Annotated in this window: 21 protein-coding genes; 9 read left to right on the top strand and 12 right to left on the bottom strand. The window is 44.7% G+C overall.

The annotated features are described in order from the left end of the window. Positions 1–29 precede the first annotated feature (29 nt). Together AB4Z50_RS04730 and AB4Z50_RS04725 are read left to right on the top strand one after the other, a co-directional pair. Positions 30–1,043: a peptidoglycan DD-metalloendopeptidase family protein gene (locus tag AB4Z50_RS04730; RefSeq protein ID WP_441876316.1), complete on the top strand. Its 1,014-nt coding sequence runs from the start codon at positions 30–32 to the stop codon at positions 1,041–1,043. 5 nt (positions 1,044–1,048) lie between these two features. Further along, positions 1,049–1,495, top strand: coding sequence for a bactofilin family protein (locus AB4Z50_RS04725; protein WP_441876313.1), 447 nt, complete (start codon positions 1,049–1,051; stop codon positions 1,493–1,495). An 83-nt stretch (positions 1,496–1,578) separates the two neighbouring features. Here AB4Z50_RS04725 and AB4Z50_RS04720 read toward each other — a convergent pair whose 3' ends face one another. The 6 genes from AB4Z50_RS04720 to gltB all read right to left on the bottom strand — a co-directional run bounded on the left by AB4Z50_RS04720 (position 1,579) and on the right by gltB (position 10,669). Then, the gene (locus AB4Z50_RS04720; RefSeq protein ID WP_076268918.1) at positions 1,579–2,373 is read right to left on the bottom strand and encodes an ABC transporter permease; all 795 of its coding nucleotides are present in this window, start codon (positions 2,371–2,373) and stop codon (positions 1,579–1,581) included. Further along, the gene (locus AB4Z50_RS04715) at positions 2,366–3,286 is read right to left on the bottom strand and encodes an ABC transporter ATP-binding protein (protein WP_441876309.1); all 921 of its coding nucleotides are present in this window, start codon (positions 3,284–3,286) and stop codon (positions 2,366–2,368) included. Before AB4Z50_RS04715 ends, AB4Z50_RS04720 begins: the two co-directional genes overlap by 8 nt. A 96-nt stretch (positions 3,287–3,382) precedes the next feature. Next, positions 3,383–3,598 carry a hypothetical protein gene (locus AB4Z50_RS04710; RefSeq protein ID WP_441876306.1) on the bottom strand — a complete coding sequence of 72 codons (216 nt, stop codon included), beginning with the start codon at positions 3,596–3,598 and terminating at the stop codon, positions 3,383–3,385. Positions 3,599–3,805: 207 nt separating this feature from the next. Further along, a complete protein-coding gene (locus AB4Z50_RS04705) occupies positions 3,806–5,188 on the bottom strand; it encodes a sugar phosphate nucleotidyltransferase (protein ID WP_441876303.1) in 1,383 nt (460 codons plus the stop codon). 50 nt (positions 5,189–5,238) lie between these two features. Further along, on the bottom strand, positions 5,239–5,679 hold the full coding sequence (locus AB4Z50_RS04700; RefSeq protein WP_441876300.1) for a PilZ domain-containing protein: 441 nt from the start codon (positions 5,677–5,679) through the stop codon (positions 5,239–5,241). Between the two features lie 385 nt (positions 5,680–6,064). Then, positions 6,065–10,669: a glutamate synthase large subunit gene (gene gltB, locus AB4Z50_RS04695; RefSeq protein ID WP_441876297.1), complete on the bottom strand. Its 4,605-nt coding sequence runs from the start codon at positions 10,667–10,669 to the stop codon at positions 6,065–6,067. A gap of 419 nt (positions 10,670–11,088) precedes the next feature. On the opposite strand from gltB, the gene AB4Z50_RS04690 reads away from it, so the two are divergent. Then, on the top strand, positions 11,089–12,438 hold the full coding sequence (locus AB4Z50_RS04690) for a stalk domain-containing protein (RefSeq protein ID WP_441876294.1): 1,350 nt from the start codon (positions 11,089–11,091) through the stop codon (positions 12,436–12,438). A 7-nt stretch (positions 12,439–12,445) separates the two neighbouring features. Here AB4Z50_RS04690 and kapB read toward each other — a convergent pair whose 3' ends face one another. Beyond that, complete coding sequence (gene kapB / locus AB4Z50_RS04685; RefSeq protein ID WP_076268924.1) at positions 12,446–12,841, bottom strand: sporulation phosphorelay system protein KapB; 396 nt, start codon at positions 12,839–12,841, stop codon at positions 12,446–12,448. 204 nt (positions 12,842–13,045) lie between these two features. Here kapB and AB4Z50_RS04680 point away from each other — a divergent pair, with 204 nt between their 5' ends. From AB4Z50_RS04680 to AB4Z50_RS04670, 3 genes are all read left to right on the top strand, one after another. Continuing rightward, positions 13,046–14,161, top strand: coding sequence for an MGDG synthase family glycosyltransferase (locus tag AB4Z50_RS04680; protein ID WP_076268925.1), 1,116 nt, complete (start codon positions 13,046–13,048; stop codon positions 14,159–14,161). 83 nt (positions 14,162–14,244) lie between these two features. Then, the gene (locus AB4Z50_RS04675) at positions 14,245–15,660 is read left to right on the top strand and encodes an NAD-dependent malic enzyme (RefSeq protein WP_441876290.1); all 1,416 of its coding nucleotides are present in this window, start codon (positions 14,245–14,247) and stop codon (positions 15,658–15,660) included. A gap of 402 nt (positions 15,661–16,062) precedes the next feature. Next, complete coding sequence (locus AB4Z50_RS04670) at positions 16,063–16,707, top strand: YqaA family protein (RefSeq protein ID WP_076268927.1); 645 nt, start codon at positions 16,063–16,065, stop codon at positions 16,705–16,707. Positions 16,708–16,768: 61 nt separating this feature from the next. Here the strand turns inward: AB4Z50_RS04670 and AB4Z50_RS04665 are convergent, their stop codons facing one another. From AB4Z50_RS04665 to AB4Z50_RS04655, 3 genes are all read right to left on the bottom strand, one after another. Continuing rightward, positions 16,769–17,797: a C40 family peptidase gene (locus AB4Z50_RS04665; protein WP_441876285.1), complete on the bottom strand. Its 1,029-nt coding sequence runs from the start codon at positions 17,795–17,797 to the stop codon at positions 16,769–16,771. Between the two features lie 337 nt (positions 17,798–18,134). After that, complete coding sequence (locus tag AB4Z50_RS04660; protein ID WP_441876877.1) at positions 18,135–19,040, bottom strand: cation diffusion facilitator family transporter; 906 nt, start codon at positions 19,038–19,040, stop codon at positions 18,135–18,137. A 240-nt stretch (positions 19,041–19,280) separates the two neighbouring features. After that, positions 19,281–20,279, bottom strand: a complete 999-nt coding sequence (locus tag AB4Z50_RS04655) for an ABC transporter substrate-binding protein (RefSeq protein WP_441876282.1) — start codon at positions 20,277–20,279, stop codon at positions 19,281–19,283. 197 nt (positions 20,280–20,476) lie between these two features. On the opposite strand from AB4Z50_RS04655, the gene AB4Z50_RS04650 reads away from it, so the two are divergent. The 3 genes from AB4Z50_RS04650 to AB4Z50_RS04640 are packed head-to-tail and all read left to right on the top strand — an operon-like array spanning position 20,477 to position 23,397. Further along, on the top strand, positions 20,477–21,484 hold the full coding sequence (locus AB4Z50_RS04650; RefSeq protein ID WP_339204605.1) for a FecCD family ABC transporter permease: 1,008 nt from the start codon (positions 20,477–20,479) through the stop codon (positions 21,482–21,484). A 1-nt stretch (position 21,485) separates the two neighbouring features. Beyond that, the gene (locus AB4Z50_RS04645) at positions 21,486–22,532 is read left to right on the top strand and encodes a FecCD family ABC transporter permease (protein ID WP_441876278.1); all 1,047 of its coding nucleotides are present in this window, start codon (positions 21,486–21,488) and stop codon (positions 22,530–22,532) included. 49 nt (positions 22,533–22,581) lie between these two features. Beyond that, positions 22,582–23,397: an ABC transporter ATP-binding protein gene (locus AB4Z50_RS04640; RefSeq protein ID WP_339204607.1), complete on the top strand. Its 816-nt coding sequence runs from the start codon at positions 22,582–22,584 to the stop codon at positions 23,395–23,397. A 76-nt stretch (positions 23,398–23,473) separates the two neighbouring features. On the opposite strand, the gene AB4Z50_RS04635 is transcribed toward AB4Z50_RS04640, so the two are convergent. Both AB4Z50_RS04635 and AB4Z50_RS04630 read right to left on the bottom strand, forming a co-directional pair. Then, positions 23,474–25,129 carry a glycoside hydrolase family 13 protein gene (locus AB4Z50_RS04635; protein ID WP_441876874.1) on the bottom strand — a complete coding sequence of 552 codons (1,656 nt, stop codon included), beginning with the start codon at positions 25,127–25,129 and terminating at the stop codon, positions 23,474–23,476. An 89-nt stretch (positions 25,130–25,218) separates the two neighbouring features. Further along, entirely contained in the window at positions 25,219–26,310 is a 1,092-nt protein-coding gene (locus AB4Z50_RS04630) for a carbohydrate ABC transporter permease (RefSeq protein WP_441876275.1), read from the bottom strand.

Below are 26,310 nucleotides of genomic sequence, written 5' to 3'. Positions count from 1 at the left end.
GCCAATCTTAAGTAGGAAGGAGAAGTCTATTGAAACGAGTCCAGAAGCCAAAATGGTCTTTTGTCGTGCTGCGCGGCGCTGACAAAACCGTTAAACAGTTTCACGTTTCAAAGCGATCGGTCTTTGCCGCTCCAACAGCGGTAGTAATAGCGGTTACGGGCTGTATTGCGGGGCTTCAAATAAAGTCGGCCTATGAAATGAACCAATTGGAAGAACAGATGTCACAACAAGACGAACTATTTGCCCAAACCGTTTCCGATAAAAACGAAGCTATTGTCTCGCTGCAGCAAGAAATAATCGGATTGTCAGAGCAAGCAAATGAAATGAAAGAGAAAATCGATGATCTGCAGCAGCTCGAACTAAAGCTGAAGCAATTTATCGCAAACTATGGCAGCAAACTTGAGACCTCTACCTATCTGACGCCAATAGACAAAAGTGAGACAACTGTAAAAATTCTTTCCGATACTTCCTCAACAGGAAATCGGAGCTTTAACGATTCGAAGCAAAGCAAACAGTTTGTTTTGCTCGCACAGGAAACAGGACTTCATCTCGCCGATTTGCAACGGATGGTCGAGACGATGGAGGATTCATTAACGTTGACGCTGCAGCTCGCACAAGCGACGCGAGTCTCCGTTGATGCTTATCCTTCCGGCTGGCCGACACGCTCCAAAATGCTGACCTCTGGATTTGGTTATCGAAGAGATCCTTTTACTGGACGAACGGCTTTCCACGCTGGACTAGACATCACTGGCAAGCTAGGAGATCCCATATTTAGCGCAGCAGACGGCACTGTATCGGACACTGGCTTCAATAACTCACTGGGCAAGTATATTATCATTGATCATCTCGGAGGCCTGCAAAGCGCCTATATGCACTTAAAGGAAATCGAAGCGAAAGAAGGCGACACCGTCGTTCGAGGCGAAAAGATTGGTTTGCTCGGATCGAGCGGCAGAAGCACTGGTCCGCATTTGCATTTCCAAATTATGCAGAAAAACGAGCCTGTTAACCCTTTACCATTTTTGTCATTAATAAAGGAGGATTAATGTTTATGTTCAAGGACCATAAGCGTCTGGCAGCCACTGATACATTAATTGGCCAAGGCACGATAAGCGAGGGCCGGCTAATTTGTGAAGCAAGTCTTCGCATTGAGGGGGAGCACCGAGGCGATATCGAATGCAAAGCTGACGTCATCATTGGAGAATGCGGTCTTGCTCGCTCGAATATTACGGCGCGTGATATTACCATTGCAGGAAAGGTGTTCGGAGATATCGTCACCAAGGGGAGGCTAATCATTACTTCCTCCGGCACGTTAACGGGGGCAATTACAACCCAAACACTTATCATTCAAGATGGCGGCAAGCTGAATGGCAACTGCTACATGGAGCAAGCAGCTGACAGCAAAAATCGTGTGCCAGTAGAATCCGATCCACCACACATCATCGGTAAAGAAGCAGTAATTAAAGAATCCAAAGATAAATCTCGCCAAGCAGGATAATACAGCAAAAAAGCCGTTCTACATGTGCATGTCTTCCGAAGAAGCAGCATGTATAGAAACGGCTTTTTTAATTCATCTAAAATCTAAGCTGCAACATCGCGTTTCTTAAAGGTATACCATGTAATGGCGATGAAAAGAGCATAATAAACACCGAGCACCACAAGCGAAAAGCCTAAGGTCATGCCCTCTCTCATCGGATTTCCATCCAAGTATTGCGTTAGATTCAAATGAATAAACAATAGATAATCGATCCAATTGTAATCGAGCATCGCAATTAAACCAATAAAGCTGTTCACGCCTAGAAGAAGAAACAATGCCATACCAATTGCTAAACCGCTGCTGCGGAATACAGTAGAGAGCATGAACGCAAGCGTTACGGTAACAACAAGCGAAATTAACGTTAAGCCATAATACTTAAGCATATACGAAAATGGATTCGTTCCTTCATCTCCAACGAAGGTTGGCTTTATATCCGGCGACGCATTAATGCCGAAGCAAATCCAGTTCACGAATATCGTCGTAGCAAACAGTACAATAGCAAGCAAAAGAGCGAATATCATGATCGAAATATATTTAGACAACAATATTTTCGAGCGTGACCAAGGCCTGATAAGCAAAAGCTTGATGGTGCCACTCGTAAATTCCTCAGCAACGCCGCCAGCAGCGATGACTACAGTAAAGATCGTAACGAGCAGAAACAAAATGGAGGATTCCATAAAAGCAACATCCCACATCGAAGCATCTCTACCGCCGAATATTACCCATAAAATAGAAATCGCCAGAACTAACAAAACCAATATACCGGTCATCACCCATGTGCGAGGACGACGGTAAATTTTCATATTCTCATTTTGAATAAGCGGCAAAAAATTACCCAATTCGTTCCCCTCCTGTCACTTCTAAAAATTGATCTTCAAGTGTCTTAACCTGTACGCGAATGCCATAAACCTTGATTCCAGCATGAACGAGAGAAGCATTAATGGCAGCTGTGTTTTCCTTATCCGTCTCAACCGCTATGGCATCTTTGCCTTCAAGCACCGCGGAAAAGCCAGATGTGAACAGCACATCCATCGCTGCCTGCTGACTGTCTACTTCAATAACAACACGGTTATGTACTTTAGCTGCATGCTCACCCTTAATGGTTCGCACGTCTATGAGCTTGCCATTTTGAATGATCGCGACACGATCACACATAAGCTCCATTTCAGATAATAAGTGGCTCGATACAAATACAGCAATACCTTCTTCTTTGGAAAGCATGCGCAAATAATCACGAAGCTCTCTTATCCCTGCCGGATCCAAGCCATTCGTAGGTTCATCCAAAATAAGCAGTTGGGGTTTATGCAAAATAGCCTGTGCTACGCCAAGCCGCTGCCGCATGCCGAGCGAATAGGTTTTCACCTTATCCCGAATTCGCCCTTCAAGACCAACAAGCTTAACAACCTCATGAACACGATGCTCTGTGATGCCTGGAATCATTCGTGCATAATGAATTAAATTATCATAGCCGCTCAAGTATTTGTACATTTCAGGATTCTCAACAATCGCTCCGACATGGCGAATTGCCTTTTCGTATTCCTTCGTAATGCTATGTCCTCCAATAGTAATTTCACCATCTGTGAGCGACATTAAGCCAACCATCATTCGAATCGTAGTGGTTTTACCCGAGCCGTTGGGACCAAGGAAACCAAATACTTCCCCAAGTGGGATATCAAGCGTTAAGCGATCAATAATCGTTCTGCCGCCGATTTTTTTGGTTACATTTTTTAATTTAACAATAGGCTGATCCATATTTGTGCTCCTCCTTCAAAAATCCAAATCCTATTCATTATAAACGATTAAGGAAACAATTGGTAGTTTACAAAAAAATACACCTCTACTCTACAGTTAAACTGTAGGGCAGAGGCTCTCATTATCATTTGTGCGATAGGGCTGTATAACATGTTCGGCAACTTTCGCATCTGCACGAAGGAACATTTTATAGTCATAGTTACTGGTCTTACCCGGCGATCCTACTATAGCATCCAGCCTATCCTGCTCCACGCTGCATGTTAAGCAATAACCCATTGGATGTACCACTCGGAAAAATCCTGTTCGAAACAAAATATCTGCTTCAGGACTTAAAAGCATCTCCCCGCAACTAACACAATAAAAACGGTCCTTTGAACATATCATTCGATAGATCGCTCCCTCTCTCTTTCGTAATGATTGTATCAACCTCAACATTAAAAACGGCATTAAGCGTTAAATGGCAGAAGTTCTATCATAACGTCGATTTGCAATCCATCCCAAACATGCTTTAACAGCATATTATACACTATTTAATTGACTAGTGATTTCATCCCATGTCGTTCCAAGCCTTATAATGTCATCCTCATTAATCTGTTTGCCTGTTTGAACCTCAATTAGCTCAACGTCCGTAATTGCCCGCAGGCTGTGCCTCGTTCTCTCCGGAATCGATACGGTATCGCCCGGCTCAACATGACGGTACAGATCATCCAGAATTAGCACTCCCTCTCCTGAGATAATGGTCCACGCTTCTCTTCGCTTAAAATGCATTTGATAGCTTATATTTTGGCCAGCTGCAACAAAAACCCGCTTTGTAACACAATGAGTTCCTGATGACAAGACAACGGAATCAACAATTTTGGAATGTCCCCACCTGCGCTCCTCATACTTTGGACGCTCATTCATGAGCTTAAGCTTCGCATCGAGCTCATTACTCGCATTTTTGCTAGTAACCAAAATGCCGTCGGGACTTGCCGCAACAATCACATTCGTAAGCCCAATAATGGAGATAGGAATGTCCAGCTCATTGATGAGCTGGGATTGCTCGCTGTCATCCGATATTTCGCCCATGCCTAGTCGTTCAAAGGCCAGCTCCTCGGATAATGTTTTCCATGTGCCAAGATCTTTCCACTCACCGTCGTAGCAAATAACTGAACGAGAGGTTTCTTTTTGCGATACTTCAATTTCGAAACTTGATTTAGGAATTTTCGTATACTGTTTATATAGTTCATCATAATGGATAGGCAGCCTGCGATTCATGAGCAAAGTAATCATATAATCAAGCTTGAAAGCGTAAATACCGCTATTCCATAACGCTCCGCCTTTTATTAATTGATTAGCTTCAGCCTCATACGGTTTCTCTTTGAATGAATGTACTCTACGTTCATAGCTGTCATCATCATTGCTGTGCCGATTGGCTTCTGGAACGATATATCCATATTGCTCTGACGGATAACTTGGCTTAGTCCCAACCATAAGCAGCTCAGATTTGCTTTCTCTGATCAGCTTTGGAAGTCCTCTTATACATGAGAAAAAATCACAGCTTACATAAGCATCAACTGGTATGACAATGACCGTTTCATTTAAAGATACGCCCGCGATTGAATACAAATAAGCAGCGGATAACGCTATCGCAGGAAACGTGTCACGCTGCTCAGGCTCAATGATAAGCGGTGCTTTTACACCAACCTGTCTTTGTAAAATCTCCACCTGCTCACGGCAAGTCGAAATGCGAGAATGCTCCTGCAAATCCGACTCTTCCAACTGGCGCCATATACGCTGCAGCATTGATTCCATGCCGCCGTTTGGACTCTCCAGTACAGTTAAATATTGTTTTGCTCGACTACTATTCGACAAAGGCCATAATCTCTTCCCAGATCCGCCTGATAACAAAATAATTTTCAAGGCATGTCCCCCTTCTAAGTTGTTATTGAATTCTACTTCCTATCAGATCGTTAACTACTGTAATACAGCCGTTTTGTATTCAATAATCTGCTGTATAAATAATGAATTTTTTTCTGCTGTGGCTGACTTTCTAATATTTCTTGGTTCATGACACCAATAATAAGAGAGCGAAGTGTATTCGAGCATTCAAATAACACGCCATGAGCGAATTGATTATCTTGTTTCAAATTCCAAACGATCCGACCGCGAATCATAATCTGCACATTCGAAATCGTCATTCGAAATTCAACAAGATAATTGGATTGAATCGGTAATTGCAAGCCGGATAAGAAGCATAAACCATTTTGGCTTAAATTAAGTAGAAGTACTGTAGTCGTAGACGACGTCAACAATTGTCCATCTTTACTAATTAGCCGCAGCTCTGCCTTAACGCCCTCTGTAAAGCGTAGCCTAATGTGGTTGCGCGAGGCATCATTTGAATTCATCGCCATGCTTAATTCCTCCATCATACCTAATAGCAATAACAATCCTTGTTACAGCTCAAATACTGGACTCCATTTCTATTAATGCCTATTCATCTAGCAAGAAATCTATTTCAAGTACAGTGACGGCTGCGTCCCAAGCTCCCTCTCCGCTATCCATCTCTACTTTATCTCTTAACCTCTGACCAACTACATATAAATTACTAATAATGATAGATATATTAACATCATTATACCCGAGTCCGCGGATGGAATATGTCGGTTAATGGGCGCGGCTTTCTTCTAATTTGGTGGCATTTTGTCGAAAAACAAAAGGGACTGTCGTCTGAAGTAATGAAGCTACTTCAGGGACAGTCCCTTTACTCGTATATACGATTTATAAAATAAGTCTGAATTACTTGCCGCCTGCGCGTGCAAGCTCTTTCTTGTTCGCTTCGAACGCTGCAAGAAGTGCCGCTTCGCCCACTAAGCCTGTATCTTCAACCTTGCGGATCTGTTCAAGCATACGCTTGTAGTCCTTAGGAATAACTTTAACGAATTTCGAAAGCGATGCTTCCCAATCATTCAATAGACGGTTACCAATCGCACTCTCTGTATACTTAACATGTGATTCAATCAAACCACGAAGTTCAGCAACATCTACAGAGTCTTCTAGGCGCTCCAGCAATACCATCTCCAGATTGCAATGATTGTAGAAATCGCCTTTCTCATCGTAGATATACGCGACTCCGCCAGACATACCTGCCGCAAAGTTACGACCTGTTAGGCCAAGAATAACGACGCGTCCGCCTGTCATATACTCACAGCCATGATCGCCGACACCTTCTACAACTACATTTGCGCCGCTGTTCCGAACAGCGAAGCGTTCGCCAGCTGCACCGCGGATATAGGCTTGACCGCTAGTAGCACCATACAGCGCTGTGTTACCGATAATAACATTGTCCTCAGCCACAAAAGTTGCCTTTGGTGACGGTGCTACAATGATTTTACCGCCGGATAACCCTTTTCCTACATAGTCATTCGAATCGCCTTCGATTGACAATGTGATTCCTTTTGGCACGAATGCACCAAAGCTTTGGCCAGCCGTTCCGACAAAATGGTAAGAAATCGTATCTTCCGGCAAACCTGCTGCACCGTATTTACGGGTAACTTCGCTACCAAGAATCGTACCAACAACACGGTTCGTGTTCAAAATAGGGAATGTTCCGCGCACGCGCTCGCCATTCTCAATCGCAGCCTTTGCAAGTGGAACGAGCTGCTGCATATCAAGCGACAATTCAAGACCATGGTTTTGCTCTTGAACATTGTAGCGAACTGCATCCTGTGGTAGATCAGCTTCGTACAGCAAGCCAGAGAGATCAATACCTTTTGCTTTGTAATGCTCAAGCAGCTGCTTCGTTTCCAAAATATCGACGCGTCCAACCATTTCTTGAATGGTACGGAAACCGAGCTCTGCCATTATCTCACGCAGCTCTTCAGCAATGAAGCGCAGGTAGTTAACAACATGGCTAGGATCGCCCATAAATTTTTTGCGAAGCTCAGGATTTTGAGTTGCAACGCCTACTGGACAAGTATCCAATTGGCACACACGCATCATGATGCAGCCTAGCACGATAAGCGGAGCCGTCGAGAAGCCATATTCTTCTGCTCCAAGCAGTACAGCAATCGCAACGTCACGGCCATTCATCATTTTGCCATCTGTCTCAAGAACAACACGGTCACGCAATTTGTTTAGCATTAGCGTTTGATGTGTTTCTGCAAGACCAAGCTCCCACGGCAAACCTGCGTGACGAATCGAGCCCATTGGAGAAGCTCCAGTTCCGCCATCATAACCGCTGACCATAATAACATCTGCGCGGCCTTTCGCAACGCCAGTCGCAATCGTACCAACGCCAACACCAGATACCAGCTTTACATTGATTCGTGCGCGTGGATTAGCATTTTTCAAGTCATGAACAAGCTCTGCCAAATCCTCAATAGAATAAATATCGTGATGCGGCGGCGGCGAGATCAGTCCTACGCCAGGCGTGGAACCACGAACCTCGGCTACCCAAGGATATACTTTAAGGCCAGGCAGTTGACCGCCCTCACCAGGCTTAGCGCCTTGAGCCATTTTAATTTGAATCTCATCTGCATTAACCAAGTAGTTGCTCGTTACGCCAAAACGTCCCGATGCTACTTGTTTAATCGCGCTGCGTCTGGAGTCGCCATTCGCATCTGGTATAAAGCGTGCTGGATCTTCTCCACCTTCGCCCGTATTCGATTTGCCGCCTAGGCGGTTCATCGCAATAGCCAGACTCTCATGGGCTTCTTTACTGATTGAACCAAATGACATCGCACCTGTTTTGAAGCGTTTTACGATGGATTCAAGTGATTCAACTTCCTCAAGAGGAACGGCTTGACGACCTTCCTTAAACTTGAGCAAAGAACGAAGTGTAAGATGTTTTTTGTCCTCGCCCTGTACAAGCGCAGAGAACTTTTTGTATAGCTTGTAGTCATTCGCACGAGAAGCCATTTGCAGCGTATGAATCGTTTGCGGTGTAAACAAATGGTCTTCGCCATCTTTACGCCACTGGTAATCACCGCCAGAGTCAAGCTCTTTCTCTCCGCCTTCTTGCTCAGCGAATGCGCGGTTATGGTGCTTCAACGTCTCTTCGGCAATAACATCTAGACCGATGCCGCCGATGCGGGACGGTGTCCATGTGAAGTACTCGTTGATCACATCTTCTTTCAAACCGAGCGCTTCAAAGATTTGAGCACCACGGTAGGATTGAATAGTCGAGATACCCATTTTGGACAATATTTTAATAACGCCTTTAGTGGCTGCTTTAATATAATTTTTCACTGCTTTATCATGCGATACGCCGCGAAGCATGCCTTGCTTAATCATGTCGTCAAGCGATTCAAATGCAAGATAAGGGTTAACTGCGCTTACGCCGTAACCAAGCAGCAATGCATAGTGATGCACTTCACGAGGTTCACCGGATTCCAGCAAAATAGCAACCTTTGTCCGTGTACCTTGGCGAATAAGATGATGATGCAGTGCCGCTACTGCCAGCAAAGCTGGAATTGCAGCATTTTCCTTGTCGACGCCACGATCGGAGAGAATAAGCAGATTATGTCCCTTCGCAATAACACGATCAGCCGCTTCACACATTTGTGTAAGCGCAGCGCGCAAGCCCGTCTCACCTTCATTTGCAGGGAAGAAGATCGGGAGTGTAATGGAACGGAAGCCAGGACGGCGCACATGGCGCAGCTTGGCGAATTGCTCATTAGACAAAATAGGCGTATCCAATTTGATGTGTCGGCAGCTCTCTGGCTCCGGATTAAGCAGATTGCGTTCTGGACCAATCGTTGTACCTGTCGCAGTAATAATCTCCTCACGAATCGCATCAATAGGCGGATTCGTAACTTGTGCAAACAACTGCTTGAAGTAATTGTACAAACGCTGCGGACGCTCTGACAACACCGCCAGCGGTGCATCATAACCCATTGAAGCGATAGGCTCCATGCCGCTGCCAGCCATCGGCTCAAGCACTTTGCGAATGTCCTCAAATGTGTATCCGAACGCTTGCTGTCTCATTTGAACAGTAGCATGGTTTGGTTCTGGCAGCTCAGGAGCTTCCGGCAAATCTTCCAAATCAACAAGATGCTCATTCAGCCATTCGCGATATGGATGCTCGGTCTCGATTTCCGCTTTCACTTCTTCATCAGAAATGATGCGGCCTTGCTCTGTATCTACAAGCAGCATGCGTCCTGGACGCAAGCGGTCTTTGTACAAAATATCCTCTGGCGGAATCTCGACAGTTCCAGCCTCGGAGCCGAGAATAATATGATCGTCCTTCGTTACGTAATAACGAGCTGGACGAAGACCATTGCGGTCAAGCACCGCACCGATTTTTACGCCGTCAGTAAAACCAAGCGCAGCTGGGCCATCCCATGGCTCCATCAATGTGCTGTGGTATTCATAAAATGCTTTGCGCTCGTCGCTCATGCTCTCATGATTGGACCAAGGCTCTGGCACCATCATCATTGCGGCATGTGCCATCGAACGACCGGACAAGAATAGGAACTCCAGCGTGTTGTCGAACATTGCTGTATCCGATCCATCTGGGTTAATAACAGGTTTGATTTTCTCGATATCATCACCGAACAATTCAGAGGCAAACAAGGTTTGACGGGCATGCATCCAGTTCACATTGCCGCGAAGGGTATTAATTTCTCCGTTATGAATCATATAATGGAAAGGATGAGCGCGTTCCCAGCTTGGGAATGTATTCGTACTAAAACGGGAATGTACAAGCGCCATTGCCGAAACAACGGATTCATCGTTCAGCTCGGTATAGAACGAACGCACCTGCTCTGTCGTAAGCATTCCTTTATAAACGATTTTTCTGGAGGATAGGCTAGAGAAGTAAAACATATTGCCGCCTTCTTTGCCGGCATAACGAATCGCAAGCTCAGCGCGCTTACGAATAACATATAATTTGCGTTCAAATGCCATATTGTCCTTGAGGCTGTCGTTCATGCCGATAAACAATTGACGAACATAAGGCTTAACAGCTAATGCGGATTCACCCAGTTTCTTATCATCCGTTGGAACCGTACGCCAACCGATAACCGATTGGTTCTCCTCTTGAACGATCGTTTCCACTTCACGCTCAATTGCACGGCGAGCTTCTTCATCCTGCGGCATAAAAATCATACCTACGGCATAGTGTCCTTCGGCGGGAAGTACAATTTCTTGCTTCTTTAATTCAGCCGCAAAAAATGTATGAGGAATTTGAAGTAAAATACCTGCTCCATCTCCCGTATTCGGTTCGCTGCCTTGACCGCCGCGATGCTCCATATTCTCGAGCAGCATCAGCGCTTGGCGAATGACCTTGTGTGACTTGATTCCCTTGATGTTGGCCACAAAGCCCATGCCGCATGCGTCTTTCTCAAACTGCGGATCATAGAGCCCCTGCTTCGGCGGCAATCCCAAAATATGTTCTTTCATTGTGAGCAACCTTTCTATGAGAAGATTTTTGGGTAAGCGTGAACGTGTTGAAATTAAGCACCGATGAATACGCATTACGCTTCATTTTTGGCTTGTTTTATCATAGAATGGTAGTCAGCGAGGCACACCGGCCTGCTCCTTGACATTCCTAAGCTAAACGGAAACGTCTCTTATAGAGCGTTAACGTTTAATTGACCACACCCGGCCTTTACCGCGTCATAGCGATTATCCTGTTATTTTATCATTAGGCCAAAGCGGAATCAATTTAATATTTTCATAATAGTTTGCACTATTTTACTACAAATTCAATTATCGAACATGGTTTTGGAAGGCGTTAGCTTCGATTCTCTGCGGAGTATCATCATAGCATACCCTGCAGTTTTTATTTCCTTTTATTTTAACAGAGGAGTGTGTACTTATTGTATAGCAAGTTTAGGAAAGCGGCGTTTCGCGCTGCATCGTCAGTATTGATCGCTATCGTGCTTACAACCGGTATTTTCTCTCCACTAAGTATAAGCACTGCCGGGAATAACGCTCCTACTGCTCATGCTGCCTCTGTAGTTGACAAAAAGAAAGATGATCACACTTACAGCATCGTCGCGGTTGGTGATTCATTAACTGCCGGCTACGAATATGGCTTTACCGAACAATCCATTCCATATGGCTTCGTAGAGCATGTATACGAACAAGCTCTATTCCATGGACTTCGTGCAGAGTACATCAATTATGGGGTTCTAGGGCTCCGAACATCAGGATTAAATCGATGGATTGATGCCGTTGTGAGCGGTGCCAGCGTAAAAAGCTCTGATATTCAGAGCGGACTGCCAGATCCACGCGCAGAGCATATTTTTGCTGAAACATCGCAGCTCCGCTCTTCCTTAAGTGAAGCTGATCTAATCGTAATGACAATAGGCGGAAACGACTTGTATGCTGTTCTCGACAAGCTAAATAAGGGTGCAGATCATGCCGAGACGATAGCTGTGCTGGACAAGGCTTTGGACACTTACGAGACGGAGCTTGAGCCAGCTCTAAGATTGCTGCTTTCTCAGCAGCCAAATGCCCAAATCATTATTGCAGATCAATATCTGCCAATACCTCCTCCATTAAAGGTAGGATCGCTCATCTTCCCTCTTTACCCTGAGGCTGACCGGTTGTTTCTGAAGGATAGCATCAAGCAGCTGCGGGAACGCTTAAATCAGATAATCGAACGGCTTGTGAAAGAAGGATTTAATGTTAAAATCGCAAATGTCTCATCTTCCTTCATAGATAATGAGCTTAGCTATACTTCAATTGCAAAAGGGGACATACATCCTAGCAGGGCGGGTTATGCTGCAATGGGGAAATCCTTTTCGAAGGCCATTTGGGGAGATTATCGTATCGTTAAGCCAAGAGCAAAAGATAGTGAGGCTGCTCTTGCTATTGTCGTTAATGGAAAAGAAATGATTAGCGCAAATAAACCAATGGTTGTTCAAAATCGTACTTTCGTACCGCTTCGGAGCATTGCAGACGTATTAGGCGCTACCACCAAATGGGATGCCGCTGCTCAGACGGCAACTATAAAAGTTGCCGATCGAGCGGTGGATATAACGGTAGGACAATCCTCTTTCCGTGAAAACGGTACAGTTAAAGCACTAAATGCACCGCCTGCTTTCATCCATACCGTTGGCAAAGCAAGCACGTTATATGTTCCGCTTGCCGCTTTATCAGAAGGATTGCAATTCCAAGTGATTTATCGCGATACTCTAAAAACCGTCTTCATTAATAAATAATATAAAGCTATTTATATTCCTTTAAGAGCTGCTGCATTTGCTCCAAGCCTTTAGCCGCCCAGCGCTGCAGTCGATCCAGTGAAGCAATTTCGGCTTCTGCGGCAGCTCTTAAAGAATCGTTATACTCTGGAATAATGCCTGTATGCCGCTTTACGTCACGCAGCAAAACATTTGTTTTTTCTGTAAAGCTTAGTGCACGACGCTCATGAAACATAGGCACGTCTGGATTATAAGGATTATGCAGGTCTCCTTGCTCAGGATGCTTTAACACAGCTAAAACCTTGACGAGAGCACGAGGCCCGTTAATTTCAACAAGCTCACCTAGATAATGACCGGAGCGGATTTCAGCTCTTACGTTGTCCCCTATTTTCAAACTATCGTCAACCTGGTTATTTCGTTCCATATCGAACCATCCTCACTTTATTATGTTATATTTGCTTGTAAAATATATGTAAATATAGTTGACTACTTAGTTACATATAATAATAATGTGTACATCTTCATTCTAGGATAATTTATCCACCACATTATTCGCAACCCTAGCGGATAAAACTTGTGTTAGTCGCACTTGCATCGTAATATGGAATTAGAAAAGTAGGTGGAATGAATGCGTAAGAAAAGAGTGCTTCTGCTCTCTGAAGGCTTTGGCTCTGGTCATACCCAAGCTGCCTATGCGCTCGCTGTCGGACTCAAGCAATTAAGTCCGGGGATTCAGACCCGCGTCATCGAGTTAGGAAATTTCCTTAATCCGGTGCTTGGTCCGTGGATTATATCTGCATATCGCAAAACGGTAAGCAAACAACCAAAGATGGTCGGTCTTATGTACCGCAGCAACTATAAGAAGTCGCTTAACCGCTTTACACAGCTTGCGCTTCATCGTGTGTTTTATACCCAAACGTCACAGGTCATATCCCAGCTGAAGCCAGAACTAATCGTATGCACCCATCCTGTACCGAATGCTGTCGTTGCTCGGCTCAAACGTCTAGGACTAGACATACGGTTATATACGCTTATTACAGACTATGATGCACATGGGTCATGGGTAAACCAAGAAGTCAATAAATACCTCGTTTCAAGCGAGCTTGTGAAAGAGCGGCTCATGGAAAAAGGGGTTACAACAGACCGAATTGAAGTAACAGGAATCCCTGTTCACCCCAACTTCTGGCATACATACGAGAAAGAAGAGATTAGAGAACAATTTGATTTAAAAAACATGCCGACCGTACTCATAATGGGCGGCGGTTGGGGAATTTTATACGAGGACAATGCCCTTGAATATATGACCAAATGGCGGGAAAGCACACAACTCATTTACTGCGTTGGCTCAAACGAGAAGATGAAGGAAAAAATGCTTGCCGATCCCCTTTTTCAGCATCCTAACATTCGTATACTTGGCTTCACTCGCGAGGTGAACAAGCTGATGGATGTCTCCGATCTTCTAATCACGAAGCCTGGCGGCATGACCTGCACAGAAGGAATGAGCAAAGGAATTCCAATGCTGTTTTATGAGCCGATTCCTGGACAAGAAGAAGAGAACTGCGAATATTTTATCAATAACGGATTTGGAGAAATGCTCGATTCGAACGATACTGTCGATAAGTGGTTCAAGCTTATCCATGAGCCCTACGCTTCAGGCCAGTTTAGAGACAGCCTGCTTACCAAACGCAATCAACAATACGACCCCACGAGTTGTCCGAACGCCGTCCTGCGACTGATGCAGTGACGGTTTTCTTTTTAAAATAAGAATGAAGCATAAATTGTATGCCCTTATCCAAATAGTATAACTGATGAAGGGAGCTGTTTATAATGAGTTCGGAGATGACAGACGGAAAAACGATTATTTTAAGGTTGGAAATTGATACGAATCTTGCGCAGTTTGGCCGAGCAGCTACAGCAATCGAACAAGCCAAAGGCGATATTATCGCCATAGACGTCATACATACAGACAAAAACAAAAGCTTGCGCGATTTAACTGTGAAAATATCGGAGCATGGCGCAGCAGAACGGCTTACGACAGCGCTGAAATCATTAGAAGGCATTCGGCTCGTTCATATATCCGACCGTACCTTCCTGCTTCATCTTGGAGGTAAAATTTCAATTCAGCCGAAAACGCCGATCCAAAACCGCGATGACTTGTCCCGTGTTTATACGCCGGATGTGGCTAGAGTATGCCAAGCAATCGCTGAAGAACCATCCAAAGCTTATACGCTCACCATAAAAAGAAATATGGTTGCCGTCGTTTCCGACGGAAGCGCGGTGCTCGGCCTCGGCAATATCGGTCCATATGCAGCTATGCCAGTCATGGAAGGCAAAGCGATGCTCTTCAAGCAATTTGCCGATGTCGATGCGTTCCCGATCTGCCTCGACACGCAGGATACCGAAACCATCATTGCAACGATCAAAAACATTGCTCCTGCCTTTGGCGGCATTAATTTAGAGGATATTTCCTCCCCTCGCTGCTTTGAAATTGAACAAAGGTTAAAGCAGGAGCTTGATATCCCTGTCTTTCATGATGATCAGCATGGTACTGCGGTCGTATTATACGCAGGGCTGCTAAATGCGCTGAAGCTGACAAATCGAAGCCTCCAAGAGGCTCGCATCGTTATTTGCGGAATCGGGGCAGCAGGAACCGCTTGTACAAAAATGCTGATCGCCGGAGGAGCAAAACATATTATCGGTGTGGACCGGGCTGGGATATTGTCCGCTGACTGTGTTTATGACAACCCTATGTGGCAGTGGTATGCTAATCATACGAATGAAGAGCGCATCACAGGCGGTTTAGCTGAAGCGCTAAACGGCGCTGATGTTTTTATAGGCGTTTCGGCCGGCGGCATATTGACGCGAGAGCATATTACAACGATGGCAAAAGATCCAATCGTTTTCGCTATGGCGAATCCAGAGCCTGAAATACGCCCTGAACTTGCTGAGGATATCGTCGCTGTTTTTGCTACGGGGAGATCGGATTATCCTAATCAGATTAACAATGTTCTCTGCTTTCCGGGAATTTTCCGTGGAGCGCTCGATAGCCGCGCTGCTACGATTAATGAAGAAATGAAGCTTGCGGCAGCAGAAGCCATTGCCTCCGTTATAAGCGATGAAGAACTGAGCCCTATGTATATCGTTCCTAGCGTATTCAACACGAGAGTCGTTGAGGAAGTACGGCGACGCGTCATACAGGCTGCACAGCAAAGCGGTGTCTCTCGCCGTCAAATTCGGGAGTAACTGCTGCCGCTCTATTCTTTGTAGTAATCTCCGCTCGTTTACGGCCCCCGTAACGAGCTTTTTTTTATTTCTAACAACGTAAATTTTTCTAAATCATCAATAATCATAAGAATTGAAAATGCTGGGAGAGAATATTCTGAAAAAGACGTTGAAACCTGTAAGCAGGTAATCACGTATTCGTTCTTAAGCACTTGGTCTAGAGGAACTAGAGAAGCGGAGATGAAACACATGACAAGTATCATCTTCTTAAGCGAAAAAATTATGCTATAATTAAAATATCAAGCGCTAAAGCGCTTTTTCAACAAGCTGCAGCATATGTTAGCATAAGTGGAATTTACACACGGTATATTTCGTAAAAGCAGGCTTTATGTGCAGGTTAGTTGATGGAAAGGGAGCCTGGTAATGTTTCAAGCCGTAGTCGATTTTTTAAAGGATTTCGGTCCACTCGGATTGTTTATTCATTCGTTTCTAGACGCAGTTATATTTCCCATTCCTGCTTTTTTTCTTCAAGTCTCATTGAGCATACTCAATCCATCTACAGCATTATGGCTGGCCACTGTGGGCTATATCGCCTGCCTCCTAGGTACACCTGTCGGGTATTATTTGGGAAAGATTATGGGCAAATCCGTTCTATATAAATTTCTAAAAAAAGAATGGATCGATGCCGCTACGGATAAGTTTCAGAAAAATGGCGAAGCAGCCATTCTTATCGGCTCATTCACACCTATTCCATTCAAAGTATTTACAATATTGTCTGGTTGCTTAAATTTCCCTCTTTGGAGATTAATCGGTTACGCAGCAATTGGCCGGGGCTTAAAGTTCTATATTGTTGGATCATTATTTTATTTCTACGGACGCGCTGCGGAAAGCATGGTTAAGGATGTTTCCTTGTATATTTTTTTAGGAGCCGTGCCTATTCTCATTGTTTATCTTTTACTTCGCAAGAGACGTAACAAGAAGAAAGCGCTCGAGGACAAAGAAGCTGAAGCAGTCCAGAACGAACAAATTAAACATAACGATAATGCAAAAATTCAAATAGATTCATAAGCAATTTCATACAGATGTAAAAAAGCCAGTTAGGATTAAATCCTAACTGGCTTTTTTGAGGTTACAACGCGCTTCCACCGAACAGAATACGATACTCCCAATGTGTACCTTCAATACTGCTGACGGTAACGCCGCCCCCCTCTTTCGAATACGTATGCAATACTTTGCCGTCTCCCAAATAAATACCGTCATGAGTAATCGTAGCTTTAGATTTATCAATTCCATTATAGGCTGATGCCTTCGTTCCTTTATAGGACATAAAGAATACGATATCACCGCGTTTCAACTGCTTCCAGTTGGTCGTAATAGAACCTTTATCCTTTACGTACTGACCTTGCTGACGAGAGTCAGCCGGGAGCTTCAGAGAGACGCCATCAAGAAAGGCTTGTCTCACGAAATCGGAGCAATCAAAAGTTGTCGTCGTGTTGCGATCAGAACTGTATTCATAAGGGGTGCCTAAATACTTCATCCCTGCAGCTATGATTTTCTCAACCTGCTTATCTTTTGATACATCAGGATTCGTAACTGTTCCGCCGCCATTGCCGCCCGTGTTCCCCCCAGTATTCCCATCAGGAATAGTCCCAGTTACTTTCAAGTAGGAAGAATCTGTGCTTACATAGCCGCGAACACCGTTGCCATCCTTCACTTCATACCAATAGCTGTTTGTCTTTGCTACGATAGTTACCTGCTCGCCTTTCTTCAAATATCGAATGCGTTCACCCGATGTCGATGCCGCCTTTCGGAAAGAAACAGAAGATAGAGCGACTGCATTGCCGTCTTGTGCAGGAACCGAGGTTTGAAGCTCAATATACTGTGATGAGGTCGATATGTAACCTTGTTTACCCGAAGAATCTGCTACTTTATACCAATATGAATTAACCTTCTCCATCACCGTAATTTGTTCGCCTTTCTTTAAACTGCGAATAATGGATGCTGATGTCGAAGGTGATGTGCGCATATTTACGCTCGATTGTACCTCTGCTGCTTGTGTTGTCTGAGCCGCCAGCGCTGCTGGAACTGAAAGTGAACTAAACAATAATGCTGCCGTTAACGTTGCTGTTGCCATCCTTTTTTTCATGCTGTGTTGCAATCCTTACGCCTCCTTGGTGTGTAAACAGTTTAAGTTTCACGGTTCTGCTTCATTGTAAATTCGATTAGATTAGACAAGTATCGACCAAAAAGCCTATTTAACCCCTCTTTGTAATAGGTTTTAAGAACCATAAAATCGTCGTATGTACACAAAAAAAAGACATCCCAATTAAGAGGATGCCTTAGTACCTAGTTAGACTTGAAATTTACTCCATCACTGCAACTAAATTGTATGATTTTCATGTAAAGAGTAGGTCTTTTGGCAGAATCAGCCTTTCATGCCATTTGAACCATAAATTTCGATTTTGAACTCATTTGGCAACAATTACCGATTGGATTTAATGATTTTCCGGCTTACTTGCCCCTGTATTCTCGATTAGCTCATCGGGCTCAACGTGAACATGTATGCTCATTATGTTATGCTTCCTACTCATTCGACGCTCGATTTCGTCACTTATTTGATGGCTTTCGATCAATGTAAGCTCGGGATCAACCTGAACGATTACATCGACAAGTACATGACTGCCATGTACTCTAGCTTTAATATCCTTAATCGATTTAACACCTTTCGTTTTGGCAATTGTTGAACTTAGAGAGGACAGCTCATTCTCATCAAAGCCATCCGTAAGCGCATGCGTAGAGCTATAAAAAATTTCCCAAGCCGTTTTACATATGATAATACCTACAGCTATTGCCGCTACAGGATCAAGCCATGGCAAGCCAAATTGTGATCCTATAATACCGATAGCTGCCCCTATGCTCACAAGAGCATCTGACAAGTTATCCTTAGCTGCCGCTAATAAAGCTTGATTGTTAATTCGGAGGGCCAACCTTCGATTATATATATAAACCCCGCCCATACATGCCGCAGCAAATAAAGCAATCCATGCTGTCATTAGATTAGGTATATGATGATTAGCAGCAAACAAGGATTTTACCGCACTGATCAATACTTGGATGCCCACCGTCGCCATAATGAACGAAGCGATAAGTGCTGCAATGGTCTCCGCTCGAAAATGTCCGTATGGATGATCCTTATCCGGCGGCTTCTGTGAAATTCGCAATCCAATCAGTACGGCTACTGACGCAACAATATCCGTAAGGTTGTTATAGCCGTCTGCAACGAGTGCTCCAGATACGAACCAGTAGCCTGCTCCGAGTTTGATGGCGGATAATCCCAAATAAGCGCCTATACTGACCCAAGCACCCTTCTCGCCCTGTTTAATCTCATCATACTGATTCAGCTTTAATACCCCCCAAGCAATAAAAGTATGTATTTTAAAACCATCCAAATAACCTATCGGTATCATAACGGAGCGCACCCGAGTGGGTCTAGAGAAACAGTGTTTACCGGCTGCGCACTTTTATGCACCCATGCAACAATCCAGTGTATCGATTCGAACGATCATATCCTAATTAACTTACCCGTTATTATAAGAAAAAAACAGCCGGTATAAGAACCGACTGCTTTAAAAAGCGACTATTTAGTTAATTTCATAAATCTTATAAATTTCATCAAGCATTAGATTAGCTGCAATGACGCCGCCGGCTGTATTCCAGATCGCATCGCTCACTCTAATCGCTTTATTATTTTTTACAACTTGAAGGCTTTGCCACAATGGATCCTTCAACATTTCTTCTTCCATCTTCGTTCCTTTGCCATCACCCGTTTCATAAGTGAAGTAGAACAACATGTCAGCATCTACTTCCGGCAAACGTTCTTTCGTAATTTCCTCAACGAATGTATCTTTATATTTTTGATTGTCTGGACGTGTAATTCCAAGCTTCGAGAATGCAATCCCTGTAAAAGTATCCTCTAAGTAAATGCGCGTTTTGCCCRCCATAAACCGAACGACTGACACCTTCTGGTTGAGTTTGTCGCCAGCTTTACTTTTAAAGTCTGCTGCACGGTTGTCATAGTCGGCAATGATTTTTTCGCCATCAGCTTTCTTGCCGATCGCATCAGCATATAGCATGAAATTAGACTGCCAAGCACCACGAAGCGTTTCAGAAAACACAGTAGGTGCAATAGCCTTAAGCTGATCATAAACTTTCTCTTGGCGCAATTTATTACCAATAATAAGATCAGGTTTTAAGCTTGCAATCAGCTCGATGTTAGGCTGACTCTCTTCACCTACAACGGTAACACCTTCCATATCCGCTTTTATGTGGTCATACCATGGATCGCCTGTCCAAGATTTCACCGCGCCTACCGGTTTAATGCCAAGTGCCAGCAACGCTTCTGTTCCTTCGTTAGATAATACGACGATACGAGTTGGATTGCCTTCTATTTTGGTCTCGCCCATTGCATGCGTAATTACTCTCGTGTCTTCTGTCTTCGACGCGTTCGTTCCTTCTGTCGCCGATGAATTGCCTTCGTTATTTTTTGAACCGGATTGGCCGCATCCCGAAACAATTACGGCTAGTGCAAGCAATAGGGCGGATGCTGTCCAAGTAAATTTCTTCTTTAATACATAAGACATTTTTTTCTCCCCTTCATGTTGAAAATCATTCTCAGTTTTATTACAAACGAAACTATACCAGCCATATAAAACAAAGTCAATAACTGTTGATAATGATTTTCAACTTCATTGACACTATGTACATGATCCCCTAAAATGTTTTAGTAGTCCTAAATCATGAATACCCTTCACAATTGACATCAAGGAAAGAGGAAATTATGAGTACATTATTACATACACGAGCCCAGAAAATAATAGGGCTGATAACCGGCTTGCTCCTCTTTGCTGCTGGTATCGTTTGCAGCATAGCATTTGGAGTAACGAATATTAGCTGGCGCACGATTTTAGCTTCATTTACCGCATTTGATGGCTCTCAGGAGCAGCTCATCATTCAAACGGCAAGAGTGCCGCGCGCGTTTATCGCAGCCGCAGTCGGAGCGAGTCTAGCTGTAGCAGGCTCACTCATGCAGGGAATTACCCGCAATCAGCTTGCTTCTCCGAGCATATTCGGCGTGAATTCAGGAGCCGCTTTCTTCATCGTCATCGGCTCTGCCTTTTTCGGAGCTAGCGGCATGACGACTTTTGCAACTCTGGCGTTTGTAGGAGCAGCCTTTACAGTGACTCTCGTTTACTCGCTTGGCTCGATCGGCAACGATGGTTTGACACCGCTGAAGGTTACGCTTGCCGGTGCTGCTATGACTGCTTTCTTCTCTTCACTCACGCTGGGTGTATTGCTTACAAGCGGCCAGACATTTGATCAGGTGCTTTATTGGTTTGTCGGCTCCGTCTCAGGACGCGACATGAACATCTTTACAGCCGCTGCTCCATATATGGGTATTGCCTTGATAGCGGCCATCGTGCTTGCAAGACATATGAACGTACTGGCGCTTGGAGAAGATGTTGCTGTTGGATTAGGTCAAAAAACAGTCTATATCAAATTAGCAGCTGGAATTATTATTGTCCTTCTAGCAGGCGGTTCGGTCTCTATGGCTGGTCCTATTGCTTTCGTTGGCATTATTATTCCTCATCTAATGCGTTATTTAGTTGGCATTGACTACCGTTGGGTTATTCCATACTGCGCGGTGTTTGGCGGCATATTGCTGCTTGCTGCTGATATCGGATCAAGATATATTTCATTTCCGAAGGAAGTTCCCGTGGGAATCATGACAGCGATTATTGGTGTTCCTTTCTTCGTGTTTATCGCTAGAAGAGGAGGCCAATCCTAATATGAATAAATGGATCACACTCAGGGGCCGCAAACACTCCTTTCAACTTGACCGCCGAACGTTAATGGTGATTGTTTTGTTGCTAATTGCCAATTTAGCAGCAGTCGTCATTTGTGTTGGGCTTGGCAGCAAAACCATTAATCCTATCGATGTTTTACTTACTTTTGTGGGACAAGGTGATTCGTCAGATGCGATGATTATTTTTTCACTTCGTCTGCCACGCGTGTTGATTGCTGTAATGGTAGGCTCCGCACTCGCTGTTTCAGGGGCGCTGCTGCAAGGTATTGTGCGCAATCCTTTGACATCTCCCGACATTATCGGCATTACGGGCGGAGCCTCACTTGGCACCGTTATATTCATTTTGTATTTTTCGCATATAAGCATCCGGTTCATGCCGATCAGTGCTGTTATTGGAGCTTTTGCCGCTGCGTTCCTCATTTATTTATTTGCTTACCGAAAAGGAATCACGCCGCTCAGGCTCGTCCTAATTGGGATCGGAATGGCTACCGCATTAACTGCGGTTACCTACATGCTTATCCTTACGTCATCCTTCACGCCTACTGCGGTAGCCGTCAAAGCCTTTACTTTTATGACTGGCAGCATCTACGGCGTATCATGGGACAGAGACTTTTGGACTTTGCTTCCATGGCTTGTCGTTTTGTTTCCAATTGCGCTTATCTACGCTCGGCATCTTAATGTCCAGGAGCTTGGCGATGAGGTTGCTACAAGCGTAGGCAGCTCCGTGCAAATCAAAAGAACGATACTGCTCATCATCAGCGTTGCACTCGCAGGTGTTGCGGTTGCTATAGGTGGTGCCATTAATTTCATCGGGCTTATGGCGCCTCATATTGCCCGGAAGCTTGTTGGCCCGTCTTATGGAGGCGTAATACCTGTGTCCGCTTTAATAGGGTCGCTCGTATTGCTGCTCTCTGACCTTATCGCAAGAACTGCGTTCCTTCCGCTAGATATTCCAGCAGGTGTCTTCACTGCAGCGATAGGCGCACCGTTCTTTATCTATTTATTGTATCGCCATCGCAACCGATCATAACGCACTGCGCGTTTTTAATTAAACAATAATGCAAAGGGGAGAGATTATCGTGTCCTCCATTCAAGCGAAAAATCTTACGTTATCCTACGGACAAAAAGCGATTTTCAATAATCTTGATTTGCTGATCCCTCCCGGCAAGATCACAGTATTCATTGGCAGCAACGGCTGCGGCAAGTCAACGCTGCTCCGTTCCCTTGCCCGCCTTTTAAAGCCGCAAGAAGGCTCTATTCTTATTGATGGCCATGAGATTGCCAAACTCTCTAGCAAGGAAATCGCAAGGCGCCTAGCGATCTTGCCTCAAGGTCCAATCGCACCGGAAGGCTTAACCGTCCATCAGCTCGTCAAGCAAGGCCGTTATCCTTATCAAAGCTGGCTGCAGCAATGGTCGCATGAAGACGAGAAGATGGTCAAAAAAGCGCTTGAAGTGACGCATATGGACGAGCTGTCCTCGCGCTCACTGGACTCGCTATCCGGCGGTCAACGTCAACGTGCTTGGATAGCAATGACGCTAGCCCAAAACACACCGACTATTTTGCTTGATGAGCCGACAACCTATTTGGATATGGCCCATCAGATCGAAATTCTTGATTTGCTTTTTGATTTAAACGAGCAGGAGAATCGTACGATTGTGATGGTGCTGCACGACATTAACCTAGCTTGCCGATATGCTGATCACATTGTAGCTGTGAAAGACGGCCAAATACATGCGCAGGGCAAACCGGAAGCCATTATGAACGAACAGCTTATACGCACCGTGTTTGATATGGAATGCCAAATCACAGCAGATCCCATATTTGGCACTCCCCTTTGCATCCCTTACGGGAAAGGCCGCAAGCTGCCATTAAAGCAAGAAAGCGTGCGTTAAGCGCATAATAAAAAAAATGGTGGGGCAGGGTTTATTCTGCTCCACCATTTCTTTATAATCGCACGCTCACGCTGAATTAGGTGATTACTTCATAGATTCGCGCTTCAAATGGCCTCAGCTCGATGCTTCGCCCTTCGTCATTCCAAGTGCTTAATGTATTCTCATACGTACCAAGCACCAGCTTCAGCTTCAAAGCTTCCTCTCCAAAAAACGAATCCGAGAACGTAAAGGTTTGGGCTTCTTCTCCGTGATTCAAAAGCACAACCCATTCGGTTCCCTCCAGCTCTCGAACATAAACATATAGATTCGGATCATCTTCACTTATATCTGTAAAGTCGCCATAAACCATGACTGGATTGCTCTTTCTAAGCGCAATGAGCTTCCGATAAAAAGCTAATACCGAATTTGGATCTTTTTCGGCTTGTTCTACATTAATCTCTTCATAATTTGGATTAACCTTTATCCATGGCTCGGCGCTGCCAAAACCTGCATTAAGCTCCGTATTCCATTGCATTGGCGTTCTGGAGTTATCACGGCTAAGCGCCTGCAATGAACGAAACACTGCGGCAGGATCTTGGCCTTTACCGACTTCCTCCACATATCTGTTAATCATCGCAATATCTTTATAATCGCCGATCGTTTCATACCTTACGCCTGTCATACCGATTTCTTCGCCTTGATAAATGTATGGAATGCCTGGAAGCGTATGGACCATCGTAGCAAGCAGCTTAGCTGATTCCTCGCGGAATTCCTTGTCATTACCATAACGAGATACTTGCCGCGTATGATCATGGTTATTTAAAAACTGCGAGCCAAACCCTCGGCCAGCCAAAGCCTCCGCCCACTGCTTCTGGATGCGCTTGTAACGAACCATATCCCATTCCGGCATTTCATCCGCAACTTCAAAATGGAACAGCGTATTCAGCTCCATACGCTCCTCTTCAACGAACAAAGGACCTGTCTCCGGTGTTGCGAACGCAATTTCACCAACCGTCATCATATCGTAATGCCTGAAAACCTCACGGTTCATTTCCTGCAAATAATCATGCAGTCCCGGATTGTGTGTTAAATATCTGATGTCATGTGGATCTTCTACATCACTGAAGCTGTTTGGCTTAGCCAGCAATGCTAGAGCGTCAAGACGCAGCCCATCTACACCTTTATCCAACCAGAAACGCAGCATGTTGTAGATTTCCATTCTCATTTCTTTGTTTGCCCAGTTTAAATCCGGCTGCTCGATCGCAAAGGAATGCATATAATATTGCCCTGTCGTCTCATCAATTTCCCAGCTAGAAGGGTTAAAATAAGAACGCCAATTGGTAGGCGGCTCACCCTCTCTACCATCCTGCCAAATATACCAATCACGCTTTGGATTGTTGATCGAGGAACGAGATTCGATGAACCAAGGATGATGATTCGATGTATGATTAACGACGACGTCCATCATCAGCTTCATGCCTCTTGCATGCGTCTCCGCAACGAGCTGATCAAAGTCCTCCATCGTTCCTGCCTTCTTCATAACCGTATAATAGTCAGACACATCGTAGCCATTGTCCTTGTCTGGAGATTCATTGAACGGATTAATCCAGACCATTGTCACACCTAACGATTGAATATAATCCAGCTTTTCAATAACACCTCGAAGATCACCAATACCATCCCCGTTTGTATCTTTAAAGCTGCGCCAATAAACCTGATAAACAACTGATTCCTTCCACCAAGCCGGTTTTATCTGCACTCTAATCTCTCCTTCTCTCTATACAAACAAATGGCGCGCGAGGGGACACCGTGTCCAGACGCTGCGCCATTCTTTTGCTGCTGTTAACCTTTGATGGAGCCGCCAAGCATCCCGCGAACAAAGTATTTTTGAAGTGCAAAAAATACGGTGAGCGGCATGAGCATCGAAACAAATGCTGCTGCTGTAAGCAAATGCCAGTCATTTCCTCTGGAGCCTACCATGTTTGCAATATTCATTGACAATACTTGCACTTCAGGCTGGCTTCCGAGAAATATAAGGGATATCAAATAATCATTCCATACCCATAAAAATTGGAATATGCTGATCGATGCTAGCGCAGGGACGGATAGCGGCAGGATGAGCCTGCTGAAAATTGTAAAATTCGTTGCCCCGTCCATAAATGCCGATTCGAACAAATCCTTGGGCAGCTGACTAATTGATGTGTACATAAAATATGTGATCAATGGCAAACCAAACGCCGTATGTGCAAGCCAGATCCCAAAGTATGTGCCGTTCAGTCCAAGCGATGTATAATCGCGCAAAATCGGAATGAGCGCTACCTGTAAAGGCACGACAAGCAAAGCGATAACAATGACAAACAATGTCTTTCTTCCTGGGAACTTTAGCCAAGCAAAAGCATAAGCTGCAAAGGATGCGATGAAAATCGGAATTACGGTAGCTGGTACTGTAACCGCAATCGTATTCCAGAAGGAACGCGACATACCGCTGCCCTTCTCTGTCTTGGTCGTACCATCTGGCATCGTGATGGAATATGTTTTTCCACCCAGCACCGTCTCATAGTTCTGAGTTGTAAAATTTGAAATGATCGTCCACTGCTTATCCTGTACGTTCAGAAGTCTAGCTCTCCGGTTTTCCCAGATCAATCGTTCGCCGTTAAGCTCCACACCCGCACGCAGCTGATCATCGGTAAACGTTGTTCCATTCACCTTAATTGGCTCACGAAGATCGGTGTTTTTGGGCAGCTGAATTTGCTCTGTTGTGCTCCAATCTCGATGAGGCAGTATATTCCACCAGCCAGTAGATAATATATCTGCTGCAGGCCGGAAAGAGGAAACGAGCAGACCGAGCGTCGGGATAGTCCAAATGAGACATATGACAGCTAGCACTGTATTCACGAGCCACTTGGACTTACGGGATTTTTTGTTCCTGCTCAT

The sequence above is a fragment of the Paenibacillus sp. 2TAB26 genome, assembly GCF_052115145.1.
GTDB lineage: Bacteria > Bacillota > Bacilli > Paenibacillales > Paenibacillaceae > Pristimantibacillus.
Note: the sequence above shows the minus strand (reverse complement) of the source record. Positions and strands in the feature narration are given on the sequence as shown.

Coding starts and splice junctions, on each gene's coding strand:
- AB4Z50_RS04725 (WP_441876313.1), top strand. CDS start 1,049: ATGTTCAAGGACCATAAGCGTCTGGCAGCCACTGATACATTAATTGGC.
- AB4Z50_RS04715 (WP_441876309.1), bottom strand. CDS start 3,286: ATGGATCAGCCTATTGTTAAATTAAAAAATGTAACCAAAAAAATCGGC.
- AB4Z50_RS04700 (WP_441876300.1), bottom strand. CDS start 5,679: ATGGCGATGAATTCAAATGATGCCTCGCGCAACCACATTAGGCTACGC.
- gltB (WP_441876297.1), bottom strand. CDS start 10,669: ATGAAAGAACATATTTTGGGATTGCCGCCGAAGCAGGGGCTCTATGAT.
- kapB (WP_076268924.1), bottom strand. CDS start 12,841: ATGGAACGAAATAACCAGGTTGACGATAGTTTGAAAATAGGGGACAAC.
- AB4Z50_RS04680 (WP_076268925.1), top strand. CDS start 13,046: ATGCGTAAGAAAAGAGTGCTTCTGCTCTCTGAAGGCTTTGGCTCTGGT.
- AB4Z50_RS04675 (WP_441876290.1), top strand. CDS start 14,245: ATGAGTTCGGAGATGACAGACGGAAAAACGATTATTTTAAGGTTGGAA.
- AB4Z50_RS04670 (WP_076268927.1), top strand. CDS start 16,063: ATGTTTCAAGCCGTAGTCGATTTTTTAAAGGATTTCGGTCCACTCGGA.
- AB4Z50_RS04650 (WP_339204605.1), top strand. CDS start 20,477: ATGAGTACATTATTACATACACGAGCCCAGAAAATAATAGGGCTGATA.
- AB4Z50_RS04645 (WP_441876278.1), top strand. CDS start 21,486: ATGAATAAATGGATCACACTCAGGGGCCGCAAACACTCCTTTCAACTT.
- AB4Z50_RS04630 (WP_441876275.1), bottom strand. CDS start 26,310: ATGAGCAGGAACAAAAAATCCCGTAAGTCCAAGTGGCTCGTGAATACA.